We start from the raw sequence: 21,270 nt of genomic DNA, 5'->3' as shown, positions 1-21,270 counted from the left end.
GGCCCGGAGTCCAGTGGACTCCGGGCCTTCGTGCTGGTCGGGGTGACAGGATTCGAACCTGCGACCTCGTCGTCCCGAACGACGCGCGCTACCAAGCTGCGCCACACCCCGATTGCTCTCGTTGCGTCAGGTCGGTGAGGGGTCCTCGAAAGGTCCCGCCAAACCTGCGCGCTGGAGCCTGCCTAGAATAGCGGACGTTTGCCCCTGGGACGAAACCGCTGCCTCAGCGTGCGGTCAGCGTCACGATCGTGGCCTCCGGACGGCACGCGAACCGGAACGGCGCGTAGGGTGACGTGCCCGCTCCGGCCGAGACGTTGAGCCAGGTCGAGTCCTCGCCGCCGGGGGCGTCGGGCCGTGCCCCGGGCCAGCCGTGCAGGCCCTTGGCCCGCCCGCGGTCCAGGTCGCAGTTGGTCACGAGCGCCCCGTAGAACGGGACGCAGAGCTGGCCGCCGTGCGTGTGGCCGGCGAGGATGACGTCGGCGCCGTCGTCGTGCATCTGGTCGAGGACGCGCACGTAGGGCGCGTGCACCACGCCCATCCGCAGGCCCGACGGCGCAGCGCCGGTCCCCGCGCGTCGCGCCGCCCGCTCGGGTGCGGCAGGGAAGACGTCCCGGTCGAGATGAGGGTCGTCGACGCCCACCAGGTCGATGTGCAGACCGCCGACGTCGACCGCGTCGCGCCGGTTGGTGAGGTCGATCCAGCCGGCCGAGGACATCGCGGCAGCCAGCTCCGCGGCCGGGAGCTTCGGCGGATCGATCTTGTGGAAGATCCGCGCGTCCGGCAGCAGGTAGCGTGCCGGGTTCTTGGGCGAGGGGGCGTAGTAGTCGTTCGAGCCCATGACGAAGGCACCGGGCGCGCTGCTCAGGAGCGGTTCGAGCGCGTACAGGAGCGGCTCGAGCGAGTCGAGGTGCGCCATGTTGTCGCCCGTGTCGACCACGAAGTCGGGGCGCAGCGCGGCGAGCGACCGGACCCACTCGATCTTGCGCTCCTGGCTGGGCGTGAGGTGCAGGTCCGAGAAGTGCAGGACCCGCAGGTCGGCGTGCCCCGGCGGGAGCACCGGGACCGTGACCTCGCGGAGCGTGAACAGCTTGGTCTCGACGTGGGCGTACGCGAGCCCCCCGGCACCGACCGCGGCGAGAGCGCCGAGACCGACCAGTGCGGGGTGCACGCGGGACCGGGTCAGTCCTGCTCCCCGGGGGTCGTGGCGCCGTCGCCGTTGCCACCGCCGTTGTCGCCGCCGCTGTTCCCGTTGCCGTTGCCGGATCCGTTGTTGCCACCGGACCCGTTGTTCCCGGAGCCCGACCCGTTGCTGCCCGATCCGGTGCCACCGTTCCCGGTGCCGTTGCTGCCCGATCCGGTCGTGCCGCCGTCGGTCGTGGGCGGTGCCTGGACCTTGCCGAGGAGCTTGGGGTCCGGAGCCGGGAACTCGACGACCGGCACGCCCTCGAGGGCTGCCGTCATGTAGTTCTTCCACATGGGGGCGGCCAGGTCGGAGCCGAACCACCACTGCTTGCCCACACCGTTGATGTAGAACCGGCCGCGTCCGTTGCTGCGCATCTGGATGTCGGTCTCGGCGTTGCCGATCCAGACGGCCGTGGCGAGCTGGGGCGTGTAGCCGACGAACCAGTTGTGCGTGTTGAGCTGGGCGGTCCCCGTCTTCCCGGCGCTCGGCCGGTCGGCGAGCTGGGACTTCTTGCCCGAGCCCTGCGTCATGACGCCCTGCAGCGCGTACGTGACGGTGTTGGCGACCGCGGGGTCCAGGGCGTTCGGGTTGCAGTTCGCCGAGGGGACCTCGATCTCCTCGCCGGACTGGTCGACGACGCTCGTGATCGCGACGGGCTCGCAGTACGTGCCACCGCTCGCGAAGGTCGCGAACGCGGCCGCCATCTGCAGCGGGGAGGAGTTCTGGGTGCCGATGATCATGGAGGGGCGGACCTCCACCTCGCCCTTGTCCTTCGTGAGGGACGGGGCGAAGCCCACGGACTTCGCGGTGCTGGCCACCGCGCAGAGGTCGAGCTTGCTCGCCATGTCGGCGTACGCGGTGTTGACCGAGTTGGCCGTCGCTGCCAGGACGGTCATGCTGCCCTTGCCCTGGCCGTCGGAGTTGTTGGGGTTCCACTTCTCGCCGACGTTGAGCTTGGTGCACGACGACGTGAAGTCACGCCCCACGTTCCACTCACGCCGGTTCGCGTTGACGGTCTCGTTGAGGGTGTGCCCCGCGTTCAGCCACTCGGCGAGCAGGAAGGGCTTCCACGTGGAGCCGGGGGAGAAGCCGCGCGACGAGCCGTGCGCCTGGTCCGCGCTGTAGTTCTGGGCCGTGGTGCCCGGAGCGGCCTCGAGCGACGCGTCGTAGGGCCGGTTCTGGGCCATCGCGAGGATCTTGCCCGTGCCGGGCTCGACCGTCACGAGCGCGTTCTCGATGCCGCTGGGGTCCGACGCGGGGATCGCCGAGGTGACCTCGGCCTCTGCGGCGGTCTGCAGGCGGGGGTCGAGCGTCGTGGTGATGTCGAGGCCACCTCGGTAGAGCAGGGCCTGGCGCTCCTTCTGCGTCTCGCCGAAGATCGGGTCCGACGTGATGACCTTGGTGACGTAGTCGCAGAAGAACGCGGCGCCGTTGGCGGCCTGGCAACCGACCGTGACGGGCTGGACGTTGAGCGTGTCGGCCAGCGGGGTCGCGACGGCCTCGTCGTGCTCCTGCTGGGTGATGTAGTCCTGCTCGAGCATGCGGCCGAGCACGAGGTTGCGACGCTTCTCGGAGTCGACCGGGTTGGACACCGGGTCGTAGGCGCCCGGCGCGTTGGTCACGCCCGCGATGGTCGCGGCCTCGACGATGCTGAGGTCGGCGGCGTGCTTGCCGAAGTAGTGCTGGGACGCGGTCTCGACGCCGTAGACCCGGATGCCGAACTGCGCGATGTTCAGGTAGCCCTGGAGGATCTCGTCCTTGGTCATGCGCTTCTCGAGCGAGATGGCGAGCTTGGCCTCGCGGGCCTTGCGCTCGATCGAGCTCTCCTTGACCGCCTCGACGGCGATGGGGTCCTCGTCGCGCACGGCCTGCTCGATCAGTACGTTCTTCACGTACTGCTGCGTGAGGCTCGAGCCACCCTGCTTGGCGCCGCCCGTGGCGTTGTTGATGGCGGCACGCGTGGTGCCCTCGATGTCGACCCCGCCGTGCTCGTAGAAGCGCTTGTCCTCGGTCGCGACCACGGCGTTGCGCATGTGCACCGACACCTCCTCGAGAGGCACGACGATGCGGTTCTCGGTGTAGAACGTCGCGAGGAGCGTGGTCCCGTCGTTCGCGTAGACGCTCGACTTCTCGGAGAGCGGCCCCGGCACGAGCTCGTCGGGGAGCTCGTCGAAGATCTGGACGGTGCTGTCCGTGAGCTGGCTCGCGCCGGCCGCGAGCGGGATCAGGAGGCCTGCACCGAGGACTCCGCCGACCCCTGAGACGAGGACGAACGCCAGCAGCAGGGCGATGAGCTGATAGGCGTTGACTTGTCGACGGGGACGCGCAGGTGAGGCCATGGCCCAAGCCTACGGGAGGGCGCCGACGCTTCCCGGGCGTTCTCACCCCTGCCGGGTGTGCGGGTTGTGTAAGCATCCACGGGCCGGGTTGCGGAGCATCCGTGACCGCAGAAAGGCCGTGGACCACGGCCGCGTCGCAGGTCACGATGCGCTGACCGGACCGGCGATCCCGGCTACGCTCGGTCGCATGGCAACCACCTGGGAGTACGCGACCATCCCCCTCATCATCCACAACACCAAGGCTGTCCTCGACCAGTGGGGCTCCGACGGCTGGGAGCTCGTCCAGGTCGTCACGGGCCCCGACGGCAACGGGCTCGTGGCCTACCTCAAGCGCCCCACCGGCGGCCAGTAGTGGCGGCGAGCATCGCGGCCCGCCTCGCGGAGCTGGGCATCACGCTGCCCGACGTCGCAGCGCCCGTCGCCGCGTACGTCCCTGCCGTGCGCACGGGACGGTACGTCTACACCTCGGGTCAGCTGCCCTTCGTCGACGGCGCGCTCCCGGTGACCGGCAAGGTCGGTGAGGGCGACGGGCTCGTCGCTGCTGCCGACGCCGCGGTGCTCGCCCGCACGTGCGCGCTCAACGCGCTCGCGGCCGTGCACGCGCTCGTCGGCAACCTCGACCAGGTGACCAGGATCGTCAAGGTCGTGGGCTTCGTCGCGAGCGACCCGTCGTTCACGGGGCAGCCGGGCGTCGTCAACGGCGCGAGCCAGGTGCTCGGCGAGATCTTCGGCGAGACGGGCGTGCACGCGCGCAGCGCGGTCGGTGTCGCGGTGCTCCCGCTGGACTCGCCGGTCGAGGTCGAGCTGGTCGTGGAGCTCGCGGACTGACCCGTCCTCCCGAGCGCGCAGCACGGTTCGTCCGCAGGAACGACAGCACGACGAGAGGCCGGTCGGGCCGACCCCACGAGGGGTGGTCCGACCGGCCTCCGGTCGACGAGGGGGGGCGCGGTCAGCGCGCGCGACGCTCCAGGCGGTCCACGTCGAGGAGCACGACGGCACGGCCCTCACGACGGACCCACCCGCGGGTCGCGAAGTCGGCGAGGGCCTTGTTCACGGTCTCGCGCGAGGCGCCGACGAGCTGGGCGAGCTCCTCCTGGGTGAGGTCGTGCGCGACGCGCACCCCCTCCTCGGTCTCCTCGCCGAAGCGGGTCGACAGATCGAGGAGCGCCTTGGCCACACGGCCCGGGACGTCGGAGAACACGAGGTCCGCGAGGGTCTCGTTGGTGCGTCGCAGGCGGCGGGCGAGCGCGTTGAGCAGGTGCTTCGCCACGCTCGGGTGCTTCTCGATCCACTCGATCAGCTGCTCGTGACGCAGCTCGTAGAGGAGCGCGTCGGAGACCGAGCTCGCCGTGGCCGTGCGGGGGCCCGGGTCGAAGAGCGAGAGCTCACCGAACATCTCGCCCGGTCCGAGGATGGACAGGAGGTTCTCCCGGCCGTCGTTCGAGCGTCGGCCGAGCTTGATCTTGCCTTGTGCGATCACGTACAGCCTGTCGCCGGGCTCGCCCTCGCGGAACAGTACGTCCCCACGGGTGAGCTCGATCTGCTGCATCGAGTCGAACAGCGTCCGGGTCTCTTCGCGGTCCATGGTGGCGAAGAGGGGGGCGGAGAGCACTACGTCGTCGTCCACGCGATGTCCTTCGGGTGTTGAGCGGACTTTCCCGGCATGTGCCCGTCTGCATCGGCGGAGTTCGAGCGAACCGGTACTCGTGATTCCTTCCACAAGTCTGCCTCATGCGCGCAACTTGGGACGCCAACGGGGCCGCGGGGGCCCGCGAGGGCTTCTGTCGGGGGTGTCGAGCGGGTCATGGGTGAGGGGTCGAGATCAGGCATCGGCGGTCACCGGGACCAGCTCGGGACCGGACGTCGCCCCCGCGTCGGTGGTGTCCTCCCGCGCGGCGCGTGCGGCCGGGATCGCGGACGCGACGAGAGCCGCGACGACGGCGACGCCGCAGCCGATGAGCAGGCCGGTGCGGAAGCCGCTCGCCGACGTGAGGGCGTGGCCGCCGAGGTCCGTCGTCATCGAGGCCAGGACGACGCCGATGACGGCGGCGCCGATCGACGTGCCCAGGGAGCGCATGAGGGTGTTGAAGCCGTTCGCGGCCGCGGTCTCGGACACGGGGACCGATCCCATGATGAGCGCGGGCATCGCTCCGTACGCGAGGCCGACACCGCTGCTGACGATCATGCCGACGAGCATGATGCCCCAGGCCCACGGCATCAGGACCAGCGAGGCGGCGTAGCCGAGGGCGATGACGAGGGTGCCCGCGACGAGGGTGAACTTGGGGCCGCGGTGGTTGGTGAGCCTTCCTCCGAGCGGCGAGACGACCATCATCATGATGCCGCCAGGGGCCATCCACAGCCCGGCCGCGAGCATCGACTGCCCGAGCCCGTGGCCGGTCGTGGACGGCAGCTGCAGCAGCTGCGGCATGATCAGCATGTTCGCGTACATGGCGACCCCGACGAAGATCGAGGCGACGTTGGTGACGAGGACGCGGGGGCGGGCCGTCGTGCGCAGGTCGACGAGCGGGTCGCGCGTGCGCAGCTGCAGGACGCCCCAGCCGAGCAGGATCACGACGGATGCCACGAACATGCTGATCGTCGTGACCGAGCCCCAGCCCCAGTCCGCTCCCTTGGACACGGCGAGCAGCAGGGCGACGAGCCCGGCCCCCAGGCCGATCGCGCCGAGCAGGTCGAACCGTTGCCCCTTGGCCGCCACGGGGGTCTCGGGGATCACGACCCGGACCAGGACGGTGATCATCACCGAGAGCGCTGCGGCTCCCCAGAACAGGACGCGCCAGCTGGCGTACTGGGCCACCGCGGAGGCGATCGGCAGGCCGAGACCACCGCCGATGCCCATCGACGCGCTGACCAGGGCGATCGCGGAGCTCAGCCGCTCGGCGGGGACGATGTCCCGCAGCAGCGCGATGCCGAGCGGGATCATGCCCATCCCCATGCCCTGGAGGCCGCGCCCGACGATCATCGGGACGACCGACACGGCCAGTGCGCACACCACGGAGCCGAGGGCGAGCGGGATCGTGCAGATCAGCAGCATCTTGCGCTTGCCGAACATGTCGCCCAGGCGTCCGGTGACGGGAACGCACACCGCGGAGACCAGCAGCGTCACGGTGATGACCCAGGCTGCGTTCGACGCGGTGGTGCCCAGGAGGTCGGGGAGCTCGGCGATGAGCGGGGTGATCAGGGTCTGCATGATCGCGGCGACGGTGCCGGCCAGTGCCAGCGTGGCGATGACGGCGTTGACGCTCTTCGGGGACTCGGGTGCCCTCATAGGGGACTCCTCGTGACGGGCAGGGGCAGGTCCACCGTGCGTTGCGCGCGGTGCACCACACCGTGCAGGCGTGGGACGTCCGGACCGGCGCCCGGCGGGCGAGATCAGAACCAGGGGAAGAAGCGGGGCGCACGGCCGACGTCCGCGAGAACGTCGGGCCGGGCGGGGCCGGGGGGTGCATGGCCCGCCGCGTGAGGGAGAGTAAACCGTACACCACTGTACGGTTCGTGTCCGGCGACTAGGGTGGGCGAGATGAGCGGACAAGCGCCTTCGACGACGCGGCGGGACGCCGTGCGCAACCGTGAGCGGCTGCTGGTGGCCGCGCGTCAGGTGTTCTCCGAGCGCGGGCACGACGTCGCGCTCGAGGAGGTCGCACGTGTCGCAGGGGTCAGCCGCACGACCCTCTATCGCAACTTCTCGACCCGCGAGGAGCTCGCCGCCACGGTCTTCGAGGACAACGTGGAACGGATCGAGAACCGTGCGGAGGAGGTGCGCGACGACGCCGACGGCCTGGCGCGACTGTTCGACTTCGTCCTCGACGTGGGCCTCGCCAACCGCGGCCTCACCCAGGTCCTCGCCGGGGCGGACGTCCGGTGGTTCGCCGACCTCCGCGAGCGCATCGCCGCATCCTTCGAGCCCCTCCTCGAGCGAGGCATCGCGTCCGGGGTCGTCCGTCCGGACGTCGACGTGGACGACCTCATGGTGGCGGTCGCGATGGCCGACAGGATCGCGAGCACCCACGACGACTCCCGCCGCGAGCAGCTGAGCGCACGCGCACGCCGCTTGCTGCGCAGAGCGCTCCTCACCGCTTGACGGACGTGTGGGTGGGGCCGAGTAGGCTGCCGAACGTGACCTCTTCGGGTGGTACCTCGCGTCCTGCTCCCTCTCCTGCGCCCGCGCCGTCGCACGGTGCGGTGAGTTCGTCCGGCGAGTCACGCCTCGCGCTCGTCCGCCGTGCGCGGCGCACCAACCGTGAGCTCGCCGAGACGTATCCGGACGCACGGTGCGAGCTGGACTTCACCACGCCGCTCGAGCTCCTGATCGCGACGGTGCTCTCGGCCCAGACGACGGACAAGAGGGTCAACCTCACCACTCCCGAGCTCTTCTCGCGCTACCCGGACGCCGCCGCGTACGCCGCGGCGGACCGCCTCGACCTCGAGGACGTCCTGCGTCCGCTCGGCTTCTTCCGGGCCAAGGCGCAGGCTGTCATCGGGATCGGTCAGGCGCTCGTCGAGCGCTACGGGGGGCAGGTCCCCAAGAAGCTCGACGACCTGGTGACCTTGCCCGGGGTCGGGCGCAAGACGGCCAACGTCGTGCTGGGCAACGCGTTCGGCGTCCCCGGTCTGACGGTCGACACGCACTTCGGACGTCTCGTCCGCCGGCTCGAGTGGACCTCGGAGGAGGACCCGGTCAAGGTCGAGGCCGAGGTCGGCGAGCTGATCGAGAAGCGTGAGTGGACCATGCTCTCGCACCGCCTGATCTTCCACGGGCGCCGGGTCTGCTTCTCGCGCAAGCCCGCGTGCGGGGCCTGCACCATCTCGCACCTGTGCCCGTCGTTCGGGATCGGCGAGACGGACCCCGTGGTCGCGGCGACCCTGGTCAAGACCGACTGAGCACAGGTCTCACGACAGCGGCGGCCCGGGAGGCCGTCGCTCTCGTCTGCCGCGCGACTCAGCCCTGCGTGGTCGGCAACCAGTCCAGCAGGAGACGCGTGACGTCGTCGGGCGCCTCCTCCGGGAGGAAGTGCCCCGCCCCCTCGACGACCTCGAAGCGCAGGCTGCGCGAGACCGCCGCGGCGTCCGCGTCCGTGAGCTCGCGACGCAGGAACCCGTCCGCCCCGCCGTGGACCTGGAGGGTCGGGACGTTGAGCGGGCGGCGCAGCGCGCTGCGGTAGCGACGCCCGTCGGGCCGGGGCGTGGACCGCACGGACCAGCGGATCGCCTCCATCGCGGAGTGCGCCGCGAACGGGATGCGCATGACCGTCGTGTAGGTCTCGACCGCCTCGGGGGCGAGCGGCGAGGCTGCGCCGTCCGCGAGGACGCGCGCGACCAGGTCGTCACGGGTCAGCGCACGCTCGGGCAGCGTGGGCAGCTGCGCGAAGGCCAGGTGCCGCTGGGCGACGGGCGTGAGCAGGCGGCGGCCCGAGGCGTGCACGTGCGAGGGGTGCGGCGCGGCGAGCGCCGCGACGCCCGCGGTCACGGCGGGCTGGAGCGCGGCCATGGCCCAGGCGAGCCCGCCCCCGGTCCCGTGCCCGACGACGACGGCACGATCCGCCCCGAGCGACCGGACGACGCCCGCGACGTCACGCGTGCGGGTCGGGGCGTCGTACCCGATCGGCGGCTTGTCGGAGGCGCCGGTACCCCGAAGGTCCATGGCGGCGACGCGGTAGCCCGCCTCGCCGAGGGCCTCGAGCTGGTGGCGCCATGCCCACCAGAACTGCGGGAAGGAGTGCAGCAGCAGCACGAGCGGCGCGCTCGAACCCCCGCCACGGGACTCCGGTCCCGCGAGGGCGACGTGGAAGCGCGCACCGTTGGCCGGCACGAACTCGTGCCGCCAGGGGCCGTCGACGAGTGCTGCGGAGAAGTCGCTCGAGTCGGTCGTCACCCGGACGAACTTACCTGGTCCTCCGCGAGGGCGACCTCGTCCGTGGGCTCGGCGGAGTCCGGCATCTCGGCGGGCTGCGCCCGGCGGTCCTTGGGCGGGTCGAACCGGTAGCCGACGTTGCGGACCGTGCCGATGAGCTGCTCGTGCTCGGGGCCCAGCTTGGCGCGCAGGCGCCGCACGTGGACGTCGACCGTGCGCGTGCCCCCGTAGTAGTCGTACCCCCAGACCTCCTGCAGCAGCTGGGCCCGCGTGAAGACGCGGCCCGGGTGCTGCACCAGGTACTTGAGGAGCTCGAACTCCTTGTAGGTCAGGTCGAGCGGGCGACCGCGCAGCCTGGCGGTGTACCCGCCCGCGTCGATCGCGAGCTCGCCCGCGGAGATCTCCTGCGGGGCGTCCTCTGCCCGTCCGTGCGCCGACCGCTCGATGACCAGGCGGAGCCGGGCCTCGACCTCGGCCGGTCCTGCCGACTCGAGCAACAGGTCGTCCGCCCCCCACTCGGCCGTCACGACGGTCAGGCCGCCCTCGGTGAGGACCAGCACGAGCGGCACCGCAAGACCCGTGGCGCGCAGCAGGCGGCACGTGGTGCGCGCCGCGACGAGGTCGCGACGAGCGTCGAGCAGCAGGACGTCCGAGTCCGGTGCGTCCACCAGAGCCGACGGCTCCATGGGCAGCACCCGTATGCGGTGCGACAACAGTCCCAGCGCAGGCAGGACCTCGACGGACCCACCTGTCGCCGGTGTCAGGATCAACAGCTCTGCCACCGACGCACCTCCTCCCAGTGACCTTCGAGAAGGCCGGAATCATTACCGTAGCGCGTTGAACAGACGTCAACGGGGTGACCAGGGCCTTTCTGCTGTTACAACCTTGTTTCGTGTTCGGCGCCGCGCGTCATCTGGGAGACTCATGTTCGTGCTCAGCCTTCCCGGACCCGGTGCCGCTCGCTCCTCGATGCAGGGAGCGTGCGTCTAGTGGGCCTCTCCTCACGCGCAGTCGCCACCGCGGTGGTGGCCGCCGCGGTCGCCGTCGCAGCCTTCTTCGGGCTCGTCCCTCTCACCCTCGCGTCCGCGGCGCTGGCCGTCCTCGTGGCGATCGGGTGGCCCTCGTTGCTCAACCAGCCTGCTCCCGGCGGGTCGGGCCTGGTCATCGGCCTGACCGGGGTCGGGGCGGTCGCCGCGGTCGCCGCGACCGAGGGCGAGCCCTCGCTGCGGAACCTGCCGCTCGTGCTCGCCATGGGGATCGTCCTGGCCTTCGTCGCCGAGATGCTCCGCCGTGACGGGCGACCGCGTCTGGTCGAGTCCCTGCTGGGCACCGTCAGCGGGCTCGTGGTCGCGGTCTCCGCCGCCGGGTGGATCGCGACGGACCGCACGGACGCCGGCGCAGCTCTCGTCGTGACGTGCGCCGCGACGCTGGCCGTGGCCTCGGCGGTCTCGGCGCTGCCCGTGCCGGGCTGGTGGAACACGCTCCTGACGCTCGCTGCGTCGATCGCCGCGGGTGGTGCCCTCGCGTGGGCACTCCCCGAGGTCGTGACCGTCAACGGGCTGTGGACGGGGGCGGTCTCCGGGATGCTCGTCGCAGCCCTGCACGCGCTGTTCGACCAGCTGCCGGCCCTCGAGCGCAGGGCTGCCGCGCTTGCTGCCATAGTGCTTCCCGTGACGGTCGGAGGCATCCTGGTCTTCGTGGTGGGTCGGGTCCTCGTGGGCTGACCTGCCCGGCTCCCTCCGGACGCACCGCAGGACGGACGACGGGAAAGGTCGAACCATGGTCTGGCGCATCGTGATCCTGCTCGCGCTGCTCGGCGCGAGCGTGCTCCTCGGCGTGTGGTGGCAGCGGCGACAGGGAGTGGTCCGGCTCCGGGACGCGCAGCCCGCGGCCGCGGTCGACTGGTCCTCGCGCGGGATCGTGCTGGGGGACCATCGGACGTTCGTGCAGTTCTCGTCCGAGTTCTGCTCGCCCTGCCGTCACACGGCCAGGGTGCTCGACGAGGTCGTCGCGGCCCGCACCGACGTGACACATCGTGAGATGGACGTCGACGAGCACCACGACCTCGTGCGAACGTTCGGCATACTGCGCACACCGACCGTCCTCGTCCTGGACCCGGCCGGTCGCGAGGTCGCCCGCATGAGCGGCAGCGTGAGCCGCGCGCACGCGCTCGAGGCGCTCGACGTCCCGGCAGGCTCGGTCGCCTGAGCGGGCCGTGCGGCTCGATCGTCCCGCCGAGAACCTGCCGAGTACCCCGCCCGAGGCCCCGCTGACGGCCCGTCCCACCGAGGAGCCCGTATGTCGCACGAGTCCACCCCCGCCGTGAGCGCGCCGCAGGGCATCGATCCGCGCGGGCCCCGGGTCGGAGCCGGGATCACTGCTCTGCTGCTCGCGGTCACCCTTCTCCTGGGATCGTCCGAGGCCGCGCTGTGGGTCCTGACGTTCGTCGCGCTGAGCTTCCTGCTCGGGACGCTGCGCGGGGCGCAGGGCACGTGGCAGGGATGGGTCTTCAAGACCTTCGTCCAGCCACGGCTGGGCCCGACGGCGGAGCGCGAGGACCCGCGTCCTCCTCGCTTCGCGCAGGGGGTCGGGTTCGTCATCACCGGGGTCGGCGTGGTCCTGGGCTTCACGGTGTCCCTCGTGGCGGTGCCGGTCGCGGCGGGGCTCGCTCTCGTCGCCGCGGTGCTCAACGCCGCTTTCGGGCTGTGCCTCGGCTGCGAGATGTACCTGCTGATCCGCCGGTTCGCGCCCGCTCGCTGAGGCGCGCGTCGCCTTCCCGATCACGGAGGACGGCGCCGGGGCCCGCGGGGTCTCGGCGCGTCCGCGTGCGGAGCGTAGGGTCGAGCGGTGCCAGCACAGTCCAGCCCCCCGACCACCGTCCCGCCCAGGATCAAGAGGCTGCGTGCCGGCGTCAGGCCCCCGGGTGACGCCGCAGGGCTCGGGGCCGAGGAGCGCCGCCACGACGAGCGGTTCGAGGGCGCGGACCTGTCCCACGCCGACCTGGCGGACATCACGTTCGAGCGCTGCGACCTCGTCGGGGTCTCGCTCCACCAGGCCGACCTGCGGGCCGCGACGTTCAGCGAGTCGCGGCTCGAGAGGATCGACGCCCCCGTGCTCAGCGCACCGCGCTCCGTATGGCACGACGTGGTCCTGGACGGTTCGCGGATCGGGTCGGCCGAGCTCTACGAGTCGGCGTGGCGTTCGGTCGAGCTCGTCGACTGCAAGCTCGGCTACGTCAACCTCCGGGGCGCGACGGTCCGCGACCTGCGGCTCACGCGCTGCACGGTCGACGAGCTCGACCTGACGAACGCCCAGGCCACCCGGGTCGCGTTCGAGGACACGACGGTCGACCACATCGTCCTCGCGAGCGCCCGCCTGGTGCACGTCGACCTGCGGGGTGCGGCGCTGCGGCGGATCACGAGCATCGAGAGGCTCGCCGGGGCCACGGTGAGCCCGGCGCAGCTCGTGGATCTCGCCCCGCTGTTCGCGGCCGAGCTGGGGATCCGGGTCGAGGACTGAGGCCACGGCACGTGGTGCGGTGACCGCGGGACGGGTGCTCCGCCGTCGGGCAGGGCGGCGGCACGTACGGCGCACGCCGTCCTCGGCGGACCGCGCACGTCTCAGTAGACGAGCGCCTGCGCCCCCGGGCGGAGCGACTCCTCCACGAACACCGCGGCCCCTGCGATCCGCACACCGGGCAGCACGTCGGCCTCGGTGATGCCGCGGCGCGCCGCGCACTGGGTGCAGACCGTGACGGTCCCCGCCTCGAGGACGACCGCGAGCAGGTCCGGCAGTGCAGCCGCGTGCTCGAGCTCGAGCTCGCTCGCACGCCCCGGCAGCCCGAACCACGCCGACTCCCCGGTGAGCCACAGGCTCACCTCGACCCCCGCGGCGACGGCCGCGGACGCGACCGTGAACGCCTGGTTGGTCGCCTCGGGGCGTTCGAGCCCCGAGGTCGTCTTGACGACCAGCGAGCGCTGGGCGGAGGCGGTCGAGGGCTGCGGCACGACTGGCTGGGTGGTCACGTGCGCGAGCCTAGAGGCCGGAAGGTAGGATCGGCGACATGTCCACGCATGCACTCGAGCTCATCTTCCTGGGACTGCTGATCGCCGCGACCGTGACCATCACGTGGTTCGCCGGGTTCGTCGTCTACAAGCTGTACCAGGGTCAGCGCTGACCTGATCGTCACGCCGGGCGTCCGTCGCCCGGCGGGACCCGGGTCCCGTCTCTCCCTGTCGTCACTCACCGGTCCGTCGCGACCGGCACCGCCGGAGGTACCACCAGATGGCTTTCGCGTTCCCCGAGGGGCTCGCCCCCGAGGCCTACCCGCTCGCGTGGCTCGTGGGTTCGTGGCGCGGTGAGGGGGTCATCGCCTACCCGGGCATCCCCGAGACGCCGTTCGTCCAGGACGTGACGTTCGACCACGACGGCGGCCCCTACCTGCGGTACGAGTCGACGATCCGCGTCCTCGAGGCCGAGGTCCCGGAGACTGTGCCCGAGTCCTGGACCGCGGACCAGCCCGCCGACCCCGAGGCCGACCCGTCGAGCGACTCGACCGAGCCCAGCACCGAGGGTCATCTCGCGCCGGGGCGGATCTGGTCCACCGAGACCGGCTACTGGCGCGTCTCCCCGGAACGCCCCGAGGGCCTGCCCGAGGACAAGTCGGCGATCGAGGTCATGATCGCGGACCCGTCGGGCCGCATGACCCTGTACCTGGGCGTGATCGGCAACGGCCGCGTGGACCTGTCGAGCGACGCCATGGTGCGCACCTCGACGTCCGCCGAGGTGTCGGCGTCGAACCGCCTGTACGGCAACGTGCAGGGCCAGCTCATGTGGGTCTGGGAATTGGCGGCCTTCGGTCAACCGTTGCAGTCGTATGCGTCGGCGAAGCTGGACCGCCTGTAGTCCGTCCGACGCGTGAGGTACGGCCGTCGCCACCGCGCGGCCGGACGGACGTGCGCGCCGCCCGCGGCGCCGAGGAGGTTGTTCGATCGTGACTGCTGGCACCGAAGACGCACCCCAGACCGAGGCCCCCGCCCGGACGAGCCCGCTGCTGGCCCGCCCCGGTGCGGTCGCGGGTTCCGGACCGGACGCGGGAGTCGCCTGGCACTACGGCGACCCCACGGGCGAGCAGCGTGCGCTCGAGGCGGGCGGCGCGGTCGTCGACCTCTCGCACCACGGGGTCGTGCGCGTCGAGGGACCCGACCGCCTCACCTGGTTGAACTCGATCACCTCGCAGAACCTGCTGGGGCTCGCACCCCGGACCTCGACCGAGCTGCTCGTCCTGAGCCCGCAGGGGCACGTCGAGCACTCCGCGGGCGTCGTGGACGACGGCGAGTCCACGTGGCTCGTGACCGAGGGGTCGCACGCCCCGACGCTCACTGCCTGGCTCGACCGCATGAAGTTCGCGCTGCGCGTCGAGATCACGGACATGACCGACGAGATCGCGGTGCTCGGCGAGCCTCGTGACGCGGAGGGCGCCGAGGGCGAGCCCGTCACCTGGCGCGACCCCTGGCCGCGCACCGCGCCCGGCGGCACGCGGTACGGCCCCGCGGACGACGAGCACCCCGGTGCGCACCGCGCGTGGCGCCTCGTCCTGGTGCCTCGTGCCGAGCTGCCCGACGCCGTCGCGTCCCGGGAGGCGGCCGGCTGGCGGCTGGCCGGGACGTGGGCGAGCGAGGCCCTGCGGGTCGAGGCCTGGCGTCCTCGCCTCGCGACCGAGGTGGACAACCGCACGATCCCGCACGAGCTCGACTGGCTCCGGACCGCCGTCCACCTGAACAAGGGCTGCTACCGCGGGCAGGAGACGGTCGCACGCGTGCACAACATGGGTCGGCCGCCGCGCCGCCTCGTGATGCTCCACCTCGACGGGTCGGGGCACCTGCTGCCCGTCGCGGGTGCCGAGGTCCGTCTGCCCGGTGGTGAGCCGGGCGCCGACGGCACCGCGCCCGCCGGCCGTCCGGTCGGCACCGTGACCTCGGTCGCGCGCCACCACGAGCTCGGGCCCATCGCGCTCGCTGTCCTCAAGCGCAGCGCCCCCGAGGACGTCGAGCTCGTGGTCGACTGCGACGGAGGCGCCGTGGCGGCGGCCCAGGAGGTCGTCGTCCCGGGCGAGGGGGTCTCGGTCGACCGTCCGGCCCCGCGTGGTCCCGTGGCTCGGGGGATCACGCCCCGCGGGCAGGACGCCCCCCGGAGCATGATCTGATGACCGCGCCGCGGCCCGCAGCGACCACCGCACGGACTGACCCCGGGTTCCGCCGGGTCACCGGGACCCGGTGAGCAGGAGCGCATGACGCAGTCGCAGGACACCTCCGACGGGACCGCGGTACCGGAGCCGGGGGCCGTCGAGACGGCCCGCAAGGCGTTCCGCCGGCTGCTGCTCCGCGCCCGGCTCCGCCAGGGACGGTCCCGGGTGAGGGCAGCGTTCTGGCCCATCATCCAGGCCTCGCTCGCGGCAGGCATCGCGTACGGGATCGCGCACTACGTGTTCGGGCATCCGTACCCGTTCTTCGCGCCCGTCTCGGTGTGGGTGTGCCTCGGGTTCAGCCTGGACCGGCAGGTCCGCAAGGTGGGCGAGCTCGCGATCGGCGTCGCCGTGGGCGTGGGCCTGGGCGACCTGATCGTGCACTTCATCGGCTCGGGGTGGTGGCAGGTCGCGGTCGTGCTCGCGACCTCTGCCCTCGTCGCCCGTTTCATCGACCGCGGCGCGCTGCTGGCGACCCAGGCGGGCGTGCAGGCGATCGTCATCGTGGGACTGCCCGCCGCCCAGACCGGTGGCCCCGGCGGGCGGCTCGTCGACGCGCTCGTCGGCGGGGCGATCGCGCTGCTCGCCGCGACGCTGACCCCGGGGGACCCACGCCGTCGGCCCCGCATCCTGGGGGACGAGGCGACCACCGAGCTCGCCGAGACGCTCGAGCTGCTCGCGCGCGGCTTCCGCTCGGGCGACGCGGACGACCTGGACGCCGCGCTCGTGCGCGGCCGGGCGTCCGAGCCCGCGCTCGAGGAGTGGCAGGCCACGGCGACCAGCGCGCAGGAGCTGTCCCGTGTCAGCGCCGTGGGCCGCAAGCACCGCACCGAGCTGGGCGACCTCGAGCGCAAGGCCGTCCTGGTCGACCGGGCGATGCGCAGCGTCCGGGTCCTCGCACGCCGTTCGCGGCCGGTCGCCGGGCCCGAGCACGACCTCCTGCCCGTGGCGGCCATCGTCGACCGGTACGCGGCGGGGACCCGGGTGCTGGCCGAGGCGATCGGGGCGGGCAAGGACCCGGTCACGGCCCGCGAGATCCTCGCGGAGACGGCCGCCGCGGCGGACCCCAGGACCGTGGGCGCGGGCGACTGGCAGGTCCAGTCGCTCGTCATGCTCCTGCGGTCCCCGATCGTCGACACGCTCGAGGCCGCGGGGATGTCTCCGCGCGAGGCGCGCGAGGCCCTCACCGAGCTCTGAAGCGACGCCCGGAAGCTCGTGAGATCCGATCGCGTGGAGGTCTACGCAATCCGGGCACGTGCCGGTACCTTCGGGGGATGGAGGTTTCCGTCAGCGCCCTGCGGGCCGAGCTGAAGTCGTGGATCGAGCGGGCACGTGACGGAGAGGACGTGGTGATCACCGAGCGTGGTATCCCCGTGGCGCGGCTGAGCGCGGTGGGGAGCGCAGACCTCATCGCGTCGCTGACCAGGGACGGGCTCCTGACGCCGGCCACCGAGGAGCGCCCCGTCCACACGCCGCCGGCGCGCCCGGCCGCGAAGCAGTCGGCGATGTCGGGCCTCGTGCGCCGCATCCGACGCTGACCGGCGGTCCCCGTGGCACTGGTCTACTTCGACGCGAGCGCGCTCGTGAAGCTGTGCGTCGCCGAGCCCGGCTCCGAGCTGGCCAGCGCGCTCTGGAACCGGGCGGACGTGGTCACCACGAGCCGGCTGTCGGACACCGAGGTCCGGGCGGCCCTCGCCGCGGGGGAGCGGTCGGGGGTCCTCGACGCGGCCGAGCGGGCAGAGGCCCTCGCGACGTGGGAGCTGCTGTGGCCCGCGCTGCACCTGGTCGAGGTCTCCCCGGGGGTCCTGGACCGCGCGAGCGCCCTCGCGGGTGCCAACGGTCATGCGCTGCGCGGGGCCGACGCCGTCCACCTGGCCTCGGCGCTGACGCTGCGGCACGACGACGCGATCTTCGCGGTCTGGGACGAGCGGGTGGCCGCGGCAGCCCGCGCGGAGTCGCTGCGCGTCCTGCCGTAGGCTCGGAACGTGATCAGCTTCGGTGGAGCCCAGTGGCTCGTCCTCGTCGTCCTCGCGGTCGTGGTGTTCGTCGCCCAGGCCGTCGCGCTCATCGATGCGCTCCGGCGTCCGGCGAACGGGTTCACGGCCGAGGGAAAGCTCACCAAGCCGATCTGGTCGGCGATCCTGGGCGTCGCGGCAGCGATCGGATTCCTCGGCCTGCCGCCCATGATGCTGACGAGCGCCAGCTTCCTCAACCTCATCGCGCTCGTCCCCGCGTTCATCTATCTGGTCGACGTGCGCCCGCGCCTCAAGCCGTACGGTTTCGGGCGTGGTTCGGGAGGCTCCGGCGGGTCGCGCGGCGGCCGTCCGGGTGGGTGGTGACCCCCGTGCTCCGCTCGGCCGTCCCGCTCGCGGAGGTCGTCCGGGGAGACCTTGTCGAGTCCGTGCACCTGGGCCACCTCGTCACGCTCGATGCGTCGGGCTCGGTCGATCTCGCGGTGGGAGACCCGTCGACCGTGATCTGGCCGCGCTCGTCGGTCAAGCCGTTCCAGGCCGTCGCCATGCTCCGTCACGGCCTGTCGCTGCCGCCGCGCCTCCTGGCACTGGCCGCCGCGAGCCACAACGCCGAGGACTTCCATCTCGCGGGCGCACGCGAGATCCTCGCGGGCGCGGGCCTCGACGAGTCGGCGTTGCGCAACACCCCGGACATGCCCGTCTACCCGCCGGCGGCGTTCGCCTGGCAGGAGCAGGGCAACGGTCCGGCCTCGATCACGCAGAACTGCTCGGGCAAGCACGCCGCGATGCTCGCGACGTGCGTCGCGGCGGGCTGGGACACCGAGACGTACCTCGATCCTGAGCACCCGCTCCAGGTCGCGATCCGCGAGACGCTGCTCGAGCTCACGGGGGACGATGCGTCCGGGCTCCACGTCACGGTGGACGGCTGCGGCGCGCCCTTGTTCTCGACGACGCTGCAGGGTATGGCGCGGGCGTTCGGCCGTCTGGCCGGTGCGCCCGTCGCCGATCCTGCGTCGCCCGAGGCCCAGGTCGCCCGCGCGATGTCCGCGTTCCCGGAGATGGTCGGTGGGACCGGTCGTGACGCGACCGACGTCATGCGGGCGGTACCGGGCCTCGTGGCCAAGGACGGCGCGGACGGCGTGTACGGGGTCGGGCTGCCCGACGGCCGTGCGCTCGCGTTCAAGGTCCTCGACGGGTCGCCGCGCCCGCGGCCCGCGGTGCTCGTCGCCGCGCTCGCGGCGCTCGGTGCGGGCGATCTTCCCGGGGCCGACGCCGACGCGCTCGACCGCGTGGGCCGCACCCCGGTCCTGGGCGGAGGAGCGCCCGTGGGAGAGGTGCGCGCCGCGTTCGCCTCGGGGGCCGCCTCATGAGGGCGCTCGTCCAGCGGGTCACGCGCGCGAGCGTGAGCGTGGGCGGGGAGGTCGTGGGGCGCGTCGACCGGCCCGGCCTGGTCGCGCTCGTGGGCGTGACGCACGACGACGGCCCGGCCCAGGTCGAGCTGGTCGCGCGCAAGATCGCCGAGCTGCGGATCCTGCGCGACGAGCGGTCGGTGCTCGACGAAGGGGCCCCGGTCCTGGTGATCAGCCAGTTCACGCTCTACGCGGACACCAAGAAGGGCCGACGACCGTCATGGAACGGCGCGGCCAAGGGGGACGTCGCGGAGCCGCTGGTCGATGCCGTGGTCGCCGAGCTGCGCGCCAAGGGGGTAGAGGTCGCGACCGGGGTGTTCGGCGCGGACATGCAGGTCGAGCTCGTCAACGACGGGCCCGTGACGATCCTGGTCGAGGCCTAGCGCTCTGGGCGAATGGTGACCGTTCGCATTGTTTCGAGCCCTTCGAGGACTTTCTACGGGAAATCCCTTATGTGACGGCTGTGAACCATGTGGAACACCCGTACGTCTTTCATGCGTGAGCCTGGTTAGGTTCGAAGAGCCCAGCATCTGGGGCTCCGGAACGGACCGGGGCCAGCAGCACGGAAGACGAAGAGGCCTCCCTTTGCACGCATCTCGAACCACTCCTTCACCGGGGCGCCGTCGCGCGCTCGGCGCGATGGTGTCCGCGACGACGCTCGCGCTCGTGGCGACCGGCCTGGTCGCGGCCGGCAGCGCGACGGCAGCTCCTGCTGCCCCCGTGGCGGCCAGCCCCAACGGCGAGAACGACATCAACGGCTACCGCAACGTCGGGTACTTCATGTCGTGGGCGCCGGAGAACTACGGCTACACCGTCAAGGACTTCCAGGAGTCCGGTCAGGCCGACCAGATCACGCACGTCAACTACGCGTTCGGGAACATCCACCCGACCGACCTCTCGTGCTTCATCTCCGACAAGGAGGGCACACCCGAGGTGGGCGGCAACGACGGTGCGGGTGTGGCGGGCGCCGACTTCGTCGACGCCGTGAGCGCCGAGGACTCGATCGACGGGGTGGCGGACACGGCCGACCAGACCCTCGCCGGGAACTTCAACCAGCTTCGCAAGCTCAAGGAGCAGAACCCCGACACCAAGGTGCTCGTGTCGATCGGGGGCTGGACCTGGTCCAAGTTCTTCTCGAAGGCCGCCGCGACGCCCGAGTCGCGGGAGAAGCTCGTGTCCTCGTGCATCGACCTGTACCTCAAGGGCAACCTGCCCGTGATCGACGGTCGTGGTGGCCCCGCTGCTGCCGCGGGCGTCTTCGACGGGATCGACATCGACTGGGAGTGGCCCGGAGCACCGGACTGGTCGCAGCACCCCGAGAACCACATCGACCCCGTCAACGACAAGGCGAACTTCACGGCGCTGCTCGCCGAGTTCCGCCAGCAGCTCGACGAGTACGGCGCGTCGCAGGGCGAGGAGTACCTCCTGTCGGCGTACATCCCCGTGAACCCGACGGTCATCAACGCGGGCTGGGACGCCCCGGCGATCTTCGACTCGCTCGACTACGGCAACATCCAGGGCTACGACCTGCACGGCGGATGGTCCCCGAACCTGGCCGGGCACCAGTCCAACCTGCACGACGACCCGACGTTCTCGGGGGACATCTCTGTCGAGCAGGGTGTCGACGTCTACCTGAGCCGTGGCGTCGACCCGCAGCAGATCACCGTGGGCATCCCGGCGTTCGGGCGTGGCTGGACCGGCGTCGAGGACGGCGGCACGAGCGGTGCCTGGCAGTACGCCACGGGCGTGGCCCCCGGCACGTTCGAGGCAGGCAACAAGCAGTACTTCGAGCTGCGTGACCTCGGCACCGAGTACTTCGACGAGGCGACCGGTTCGTCGTGGCGCTACGACGGCAACGAGTGGTGGTCGGTCGACACCCCGCGCGCGGTCGAGTTCAAGGCGAGGTGGGTCGCGGAGAAGGGCCTCGGCGGTTCGATGTGGTGGGACCTCGCGGGTGACTACGAGGACGAGCTGGTCGGCACCGCGGCGGACGTCTACCGGGCGTCACCGACGGGTCCGGTCGACTCCGGGGCCGCCGGCGGCTGCTTCCCCGCGTGGAGCGTGGCGGGCACCTACACCGCGGGTGACGTGACGTCGCACGAGGGCGTCAACTACCAGGCGAACTGGTGGGTCCACACCAACGCTCCGGGCACCGAGACGTACTGGAGCCCGTGGCGCGTGGTCGGCTCGTGCGTCTGACCTGACGCGAGCCCCCGCGCACCCGACGCCGTCGGGACCACGACCTGCCGGTCG

24 protein-coding genes and 1 tRNA gene are annotated in these 21,270 nt (G+C 72.0%); 17 read left to right on the top strand and 8 right to left on the bottom strand.

Annotated elements, in window-relative coordinates; translation table 11 throughout:
- Positions 1–34 precede the first annotated feature (34 nt).
- The 3 genes from ACFWFR_RS07140 to ACFWFR_RS07130 all read right to left on the bottom strand — a co-directional run bounded on the left by ACFWFR_RS07140 (position 35) and on the right by ACFWFR_RS07130 (position 3,522).
- Positions 35–111 (bottom strand) — tRNA-Pro (locus ACFWFR_RS07140).
- A 112-nt stretch (positions 112–223) separates the two neighbouring features.
- Positions 224–1,168, bottom strand: a complete 945-nt coding sequence (locus tag ACFWFR_RS07135; RefSeq protein ID WP_377619122.1) for a metallophosphoesterase — start codon at positions 1,166–1,168, stop codon at positions 224–226.
- A gap of 11 nt (positions 1,169–1,179) precedes the next feature.
- On the bottom strand, positions 1,180–3,522 hold the full coding sequence (locus tag ACFWFR_RS07130; RefSeq protein WP_377619123.1) for a transglycosylase domain-containing protein: 2,343 nt from the start codon (positions 3,520–3,522) through the stop codon (positions 1,180–1,182).
- A gap of 187 nt (positions 3,523–3,709) precedes the next feature.
- On the opposite strand from ACFWFR_RS07130, the gene ACFWFR_RS07125 reads away from it, so the two are divergent.
- Complete coding sequence (locus ACFWFR_RS07125) at positions 3,710–3,874, top strand: hypothetical protein (RefSeq protein WP_191802177.1); 165 nt, start codon at positions 3,710–3,712, stop codon at positions 3,872–3,874.
- Positions 3,874–4,350: a RidA family protein gene (locus tag ACFWFR_RS07120; RefSeq protein WP_191802175.1), complete on the top strand. Its 477-nt coding sequence runs from the start codon at positions 3,874–3,876 to the stop codon at positions 4,348–4,350. The genes ACFWFR_RS07125 and ACFWFR_RS07120 overlap by 1 nt, the downstream gene beginning before the upstream one ends.
- 121 nt (positions 4,351–4,471) lie before the next feature.
- Here the strand turns inward: ACFWFR_RS07120 and ACFWFR_RS07115 are convergent, their stop codons facing one another.
- Both ACFWFR_RS07115 and ACFWFR_RS07110 read right to left on the bottom strand, forming a co-directional pair.
- Positions 4,472–5,149 carry a Crp/Fnr family transcriptional regulator gene (locus ACFWFR_RS07115; protein WP_056645111.1) on the bottom strand — a complete coding sequence of 226 codons (678 nt, stop codon included), beginning with the start codon at positions 5,147–5,149 and terminating at the stop codon, positions 4,472–4,474.
- Between the two features lie 195 nt (positions 5,150–5,344).
- The gene (locus tag ACFWFR_RS07110; protein WP_377622059.1) at positions 5,345–6,808 is read right to left on the bottom strand and encodes an MFS transporter; all 1,464 of its coding nucleotides are present in this window, start codon (positions 6,806–6,808) and stop codon (positions 5,345–5,347) included.
- 252 nt (positions 6,809–7,060) lie between these two features.
- Between ACFWFR_RS07110 and ACFWFR_RS07105 the strand changes: the two genes are divergently transcribed.
- Both ACFWFR_RS07105 and nth read left to right on the top strand, forming a co-directional pair.
- Entirely contained in the window at positions 7,061–7,621 is a 561-nt protein-coding gene (locus ACFWFR_RS07105) for a TetR/AcrR family transcriptional regulator (RefSeq protein ID WP_377622058.1), read from the top strand.
- Between the two features lie 101 nt (positions 7,622–7,722).
- Positions 7,723–8,421: an endonuclease III gene (nth, locus tag ACFWFR_RS07100; RefSeq protein ID WP_377619250.1), complete on the top strand. Its 699-nt coding sequence runs from the start codon at positions 7,723–7,725 to the stop codon at positions 8,419–8,421.
- A gap of 58 nt (positions 8,422–8,479) precedes the next feature.
- Here nth and ACFWFR_RS07095 read toward each other — a convergent pair whose 3' ends face one another.
- Both ACFWFR_RS07095 and ACFWFR_RS07090 read right to left on the bottom strand, forming a co-directional pair.
- A complete protein-coding gene (locus tag ACFWFR_RS07095; protein WP_377619130.1) occupies positions 8,480–9,412 on the bottom strand; it encodes an alpha/beta fold hydrolase in 933 nt (310 codons plus the stop codon).
- Positions 9,409–10,173 carry a winged-helix domain-containing protein gene (locus ACFWFR_RS07090; RefSeq protein ID WP_377619132.1) on the bottom strand — a complete coding sequence of 255 codons (765 nt, stop codon included), beginning with the start codon at positions 10,171–10,173 and terminating at the stop codon, positions 9,409–9,411. The genes ACFWFR_RS07095 and ACFWFR_RS07090 overlap by 4 nt, the downstream gene beginning before the upstream one ends.
- A gap of 207 nt (positions 10,174–10,380) precedes the next feature.
- Between ACFWFR_RS07090 and ACFWFR_RS07085 the strand changes: the two genes are divergently transcribed.
- The 4 genes from ACFWFR_RS07085 to ACFWFR_RS07070 all read left to right on the top strand — a co-directional run bounded on the left by ACFWFR_RS07085 (position 10,381) and on the right by ACFWFR_RS07070 (position 12,910).
- Positions 10,381–11,115, top strand: a complete 735-nt coding sequence (locus ACFWFR_RS07085) for a hypothetical protein (protein WP_377622056.1) — start codon at positions 10,381–10,383, stop codon at positions 11,113–11,115.
- A gap of 55 nt (positions 11,116–11,170) precedes the next feature.
- Positions 11,171–11,599, top strand: a complete 429-nt coding sequence (locus ACFWFR_RS07080) for a thioredoxin family protein (protein ID WP_377622054.1) — start codon at positions 11,171–11,173, stop codon at positions 11,597–11,599.
- A 90-nt stretch (positions 11,600–11,689) separates the two neighbouring features.
- Positions 11,690–12,151, top strand: a complete 462-nt coding sequence (locus ACFWFR_RS07075) for a DUF4395 domain-containing protein (protein WP_056645122.1) — start codon at positions 11,690–11,692, stop codon at positions 12,149–12,151.
- Between the two features lie 87 nt (positions 12,152–12,238).
- Positions 12,239–12,910, top strand: a complete 672-nt coding sequence (locus tag ACFWFR_RS07070) for a pentapeptide repeat-containing protein (protein WP_377622053.1) — start codon at positions 12,239–12,241, stop codon at positions 12,908–12,910.
- 101 nt (positions 12,911–13,011) lie between these two features.
- Here ACFWFR_RS07070 and ACFWFR_RS07065 read toward each other — a convergent pair whose 3' ends face one another.
- A complete protein-coding gene (locus ACFWFR_RS07065) occupies positions 13,012–13,416 on the bottom strand; it encodes a DsrE family protein (protein ID WP_318244430.1) in 405 nt (134 codons plus the stop codon).
- 259 nt (positions 13,417–13,675) lie between these two features.
- On the opposite strand from ACFWFR_RS07065, the gene ACFWFR_RS07060 reads away from it, so the two are divergent.
- The 9 genes from ACFWFR_RS07060 (at position 13,676) to ACFWFR_RS07020 (ending at position 21,216) form a co-directional block, all read left to right on the top strand.
- Complete coding sequence (locus ACFWFR_RS07060) at positions 13,676–14,296, top strand: FABP family protein (protein WP_191802169.1); 621 nt, start codon at positions 13,676–13,678, stop codon at positions 14,294–14,296.
- A gap of 88 nt (positions 14,297–14,384) precedes the next feature.
- The gene (locus tag ACFWFR_RS07055) at positions 14,385–15,596 is read left to right on the top strand and encodes a YgfZ/GcvT domain-containing protein (RefSeq protein ID WP_377622051.1); all 1,212 of its coding nucleotides are present in this window, start codon (positions 14,385–14,387) and stop codon (positions 15,594–15,596) included.
- Between the two features lie 84 nt (positions 15,597–15,680).
- A complete protein-coding gene (locus ACFWFR_RS07050; RefSeq protein WP_377619143.1) occupies positions 15,681–16,832 on the top strand; it encodes an aromatic acid exporter family protein in 1,152 nt (383 codons plus the stop codon).
- A gap of 77 nt (positions 16,833–16,909) precedes the next feature.
- Complete coding sequence (locus tag ACFWFR_RS07045; protein ID WP_354508284.1) at positions 16,910–17,173, top strand: type II toxin-antitoxin system prevent-host-death family antitoxin; 264 nt, start codon at positions 16,910–16,912, stop codon at positions 17,171–17,173.
- Positions 17,174–17,185: 12 nt separating this feature from the next.
- A complete protein-coding gene (locus ACFWFR_RS07040) occupies positions 17,186–17,611 on the top strand; it encodes a type II toxin-antitoxin system VapC family toxin (protein WP_377619146.1) in 426 nt (141 codons plus the stop codon).
- Between the two features lie 9 nt (positions 17,612–17,620).
- Positions 17,621–17,974 (top strand): DUF2516 family protein, encoded by a 354-nt coding sequence (locus tag ACFWFR_RS07035; RefSeq protein WP_377619148.1) that lies wholly within the window; start codon positions 17,621–17,623, stop codon positions 17,972–17,974.
- 5 nt (positions 17,975–17,979) lie between these two features.
- Entirely contained in the window at positions 17,980–18,978 is a 999-nt protein-coding gene (locus ACFWFR_RS07030) for an asparaginase (RefSeq protein WP_377622049.1), read from the top strand.
- The gene (dtd, locus tag ACFWFR_RS07025; protein WP_377619152.1) at positions 18,975–19,400 is read left to right on the top strand and encodes a D-aminoacyl-tRNA deacylase; all 426 of its coding nucleotides are present in this window, start codon (positions 18,975–18,977) and stop codon (positions 19,398–19,400) included. Before ACFWFR_RS07030 ends, dtd begins: the two co-directional genes overlap by 4 nt.
- Positions 19,401–19,656: 256 nt before the next feature.
- Positions 19,657–21,216 (top strand): glycosyl hydrolase family 18 protein, encoded by a 1,560-nt coding sequence (locus tag ACFWFR_RS07020; RefSeq protein ID WP_377622047.1) that lies wholly within the window; start codon positions 19,657–19,659, stop codon positions 21,214–21,216.
- Positions 21,217–21,270: the final 54 nt, after the last annotated feature.

The sequence above is a fragment of the Oerskovia sp. NPDC060287 genome, from assembly GCF_042726775.1.
Classification (GTDB): domain Bacteria; phylum Actinomycetota; class Actinomycetes; order Actinomycetales; family Cellulomonadaceae; genus Oerskovia; species Oerskovia merdavium.
Note: the sequence above shows the minus strand (reverse complement) of the source record. Positions and strands in the feature narration are given on the sequence as shown.

Bases quoted from the DNA above. Each gene is read 5' to 3' on its own strand.
- ACFWFR_RS07110 (WP_377622059.1), bottom strand. From the start codon at position 6,808: ATGAGGGCACCCGAGTCCCCGAAGAGCGTCAACGCCGTCATCGCCACG.
- ACFWFR_RS07080 (WP_377622054.1), top strand. From the start codon at position 11,171: ATGGTCTGGCGCATCGTGATCCTGCTCGCGCTGCTCGGCGCGAGCGTG.
- ACFWFR_RS07105 (WP_377622058.1), top strand. From the start codon at position 7,061: ATGAGCGGACAAGCGCCTTCGACGACGCGGCGGGACGCCGTGCGCAAC.
- ACFWFR_RS07125 (WP_191802177.1), top strand. From the start codon at position 3,710: ATGGCAACCACCTGGGAGTACGCGACCATCCCCCTCATCATCCACAAC.
- dtd (WP_377619152.1), top strand. From the start codon at position 18,975: ATGAGGGCGCTCGTCCAGCGGGTCACGCGCGCGAGCGTGAGCGTGGGC.
- ACFWFR_RS07060 (WP_191802169.1), top strand. From the start codon at position 13,676: ATGGCTTTCGCGTTCCCCGAGGGGCTCGCCCCCGAGGCCTACCCGCTC.
- ACFWFR_RS07075 (WP_056645122.1), top strand. From the start codon at position 11,690: ATGTCGCACGAGTCCACCCCCGCCGTGAGCGCGCCGCAGGGCATCGAT.
- ACFWFR_RS07020 (WP_377622047.1), top strand. From the start codon at position 19,657: ATGGTGTCCGCGACGACGCTCGCGCTCGTGGCGACCGGCCTGGTCGCG.
- ACFWFR_RS07050 (WP_377619143.1), top strand. From the start codon at position 15,681: ATGACGCAGTCGCAGGACACCTCCGACGGGACCGCGGTACCGGAGCCG.
- ACFWFR_RS07130 (WP_377619123.1), bottom strand. From the start codon at position 3,522: ATGGCCTCACCTGCGCGTCCCCGTCGACAAGTCAACGCCTATCAGCTC.
- ACFWFR_RS07045 (WP_354508284.1), top strand. From the start codon at position 16,910: ATGGAGGTTTCCGTCAGCGCCCTGCGGGCCGAGCTGAAGTCGTGGATC.